At 51.5% G+C, this 2302-nt stretch carries 2 protein-coding genes; one reads left to right on the top strand and one right to left on the bottom strand.

Annotated elements, in window-relative coordinates; all coding sequences use genetic code 11:
- Positions 1-55 precede the first annotated feature (55 nt).
- Positions 56-1135: an HNH endonuclease gene (locus GGR20_RS18375; protein ID WP_210283255.1), complete on the top strand. Its 1080-nt coding sequence runs from the start codon at positions 56-58 to the stop codon at positions 1133-1135.
- Between the two features lie 2 nt (positions 1136-1137).
- Here the strand turns inward: GGR20_RS18375 and GGR20_RS19315 are convergent, their stop codons facing one another.
- Positions 1138-2280: a DUF6538 domain-containing protein gene (locus tag GGR20_RS19315; RefSeq protein ID WP_420827459.1), complete on the bottom strand. Its 1143-nt coding sequence runs from the start codon at positions 2278-2280 to the stop codon at positions 1138-1140.
- Positions 2281-2302: the final 22 nt, after the last annotated feature.

The raw sequence follows: 2302 nt of genomic DNA, 5'->3' as shown, positions 1-2302 counted from the left end.
GCAACGGGCAGTTAGCATTGAGCGTTTCTATAAGTGTCGTTGAATGGGGCGGATATTGACTAGTAGTGCGTTAGATGAGGCACGGGCGTTCATCGCGTCAAAAGTCCTACAACCGGCGCTAGTCTCGCCAGACATCACGACTGAAGTAAAGAATACCATCAAAAATTCGCAGACTTGGCTTGGACGCTTCAAGCGCACCGGCGATATTGTAGCGTACATCAACCGCTTTCAGGCTGATGCGAACACGGATGTATTTTTTGCTCTCAGAAACGCAGGACTTCTCACGTTTGAAGATATACGCGAAGAATTTCTGAAGAGATTTGGAGTCTACTCCGATGACGTCACGCGCCTGGATGATTTCATCGTCGGACGATCATATACCTCATCAGACCTGGTCATCTTCGCAAAAACTTACAATAACCTCGGAGGAGGTATACTACCGATTGGAGAAGTTGGTAATCACATAGCCGTTTTTATTAAGGCAACACTTACTGGTGGGTCATATTCAAATAAATGGTTGAAAAATGGATATGAATTACAGTATTTCTTAAAAAGCAGAAAAGGAAAGTATCTCGAGTCTTACTTAGAGAACAGGTCGATTATTGAATTTCCTGACGTACCTGTATATGCGTTCGTAAGGAACGATGCTTCAGAGCGTTTTGTCCTATCGGGCGTCTTCCGCAGCAGTCGGGTAGTGACCGAGAATGATGGGGCCAAGTGGTTTTATCTTGTTCGTCAGGAAAAGGTCGAACCTGCAGTTGAGATGGCGAAGCTAGAAGCCGACCTGCAACAAGGGGTTACTAGAGCGCGGGCAGACTCTCGAGAGGCGCGCAGAGCCCGACTAAAAGTCGCAGACAAAACACCGACAAAAGTAATCGTGTTGACTACTGCGTTCGTTCGCAACCCTGACGTTGTTGCGGAGGTTCTAGACAGGGCTGAAGGTGTTTGTGAGGGATGCGGTAATCCTGCGCCCTTCTTGCGAACTACCAATGCCTCCCCCTATTTGGAAGTTCACCACAAGCTACCTTTGTCCAAGGGTGGACTTGATGCGGTAGAGAACGCTGTGGCGCTATGTGCAAATTGCCATCGTCAAGAGCACTTTGGAAGTGCTCGTTGGCCAACCACAGACGGCTAGATTTATTTAGTGGCCCCATGTTCGGCGCTAATGTACTCAGATGCCGCAGCCATCCACCTGTGCTTCACAGATAGGGGGTACCCCTGCCCGTATCCCTGGCCATTACCTGCTGTAGTCCAACCGCCAATCTGATCCACAACATCGCTAGGACACTCAACAGCCCGTAATCGGTCCCGCAAACTATGGCGAAAGCTGTGCACGACACATCCCGCGGGGACATACTTGCCAAGCCATTTGTTCAATGATGCGCTTGCTGAGTTGGCATTAGTGCGGTCCGCTCGATTGTAGCGGGGAAATGCGAATTCAGGGCCGCTGCGCTTCACGATCCGACTAGCCGCCCAAAGTGCTTCCCCGACCAACGGAACACACCGCTCGCTAGCCGTCGTCTTTAATGAACGCCATGGGTGGGGTTGGACGACAACATGAGGAACTGGATCGTCCAAGCTAAAGTCAGACACCAAAAGGCCCGCCGCCTCTGCCAACCTCATGCCGGTGTCACTGATTAGTGCGACTAGCCATCTAACATCATCATCTAGCTCGCGGCACTTCGCTTGAACGGATCGGATGTCCGGGAGGGAAATTGGCTTTCGATCTTCCGCTCTTTCCTGCCTGTTCAGGTAGACCCCTACAAAGGGGTTAGGTGCGGTAATCCCCTCTTCACTTAGTGCAAATGCCACGATTGCCTTGATAGTCGTCATAACGCGCTCAACGCTACTCGTGCCGAGCTTCCGGGCGTAGAGAGCGTCCCTAAAGGCCGTCGCGTCCGACTTAGTATAGGCGAGCAATGCCTTATTGCCGGAGGCCGTTATCAGGTACTCCACGGCCCTCTCAGCGCCCATATAGAAAGTCTTAGGCCTCCCCACACCCTTCAGCCGCAGATAAAGCTCCTTAGCCTCTACCATAGTTGGGCTGGGCCTGCGGGAGCGCTCTTCCTCATTGAGCAACCGATGATGGCCGGGAACCTGCCCGCCGTTCATTCTGAGTTTGAACCAAAATTCATCCAACTTAATGGCGTGAGCTAGCCCACGGGCTTCTGCGTCTCTGGCGGATTTCGTTCTAAGAGAAAATGAGATGCGATCCGTCGCATAATGGCTGCGAAGGTCCGATGGAACTCGTCTGGAAAAATAGTAGACACCATCCTTCAGGAAGGCGAATCGGACTGATTTG

Origin of the sequence: Devosia subaequoris (assembly GCF_014197055.1) — a bacterium.
GTDB classification, from domain to species: domain Bacteria; phylum Pseudomonadota; class Alphaproteobacteria; order Rhizobiales; family Devosiaceae; genus Devosia; species Devosia subaequoris.
The sequence above is the reverse complement of the archived record's forward strand: the minus strand, read 5'-3'. Positions and strand labels throughout refer to the sequence as shown.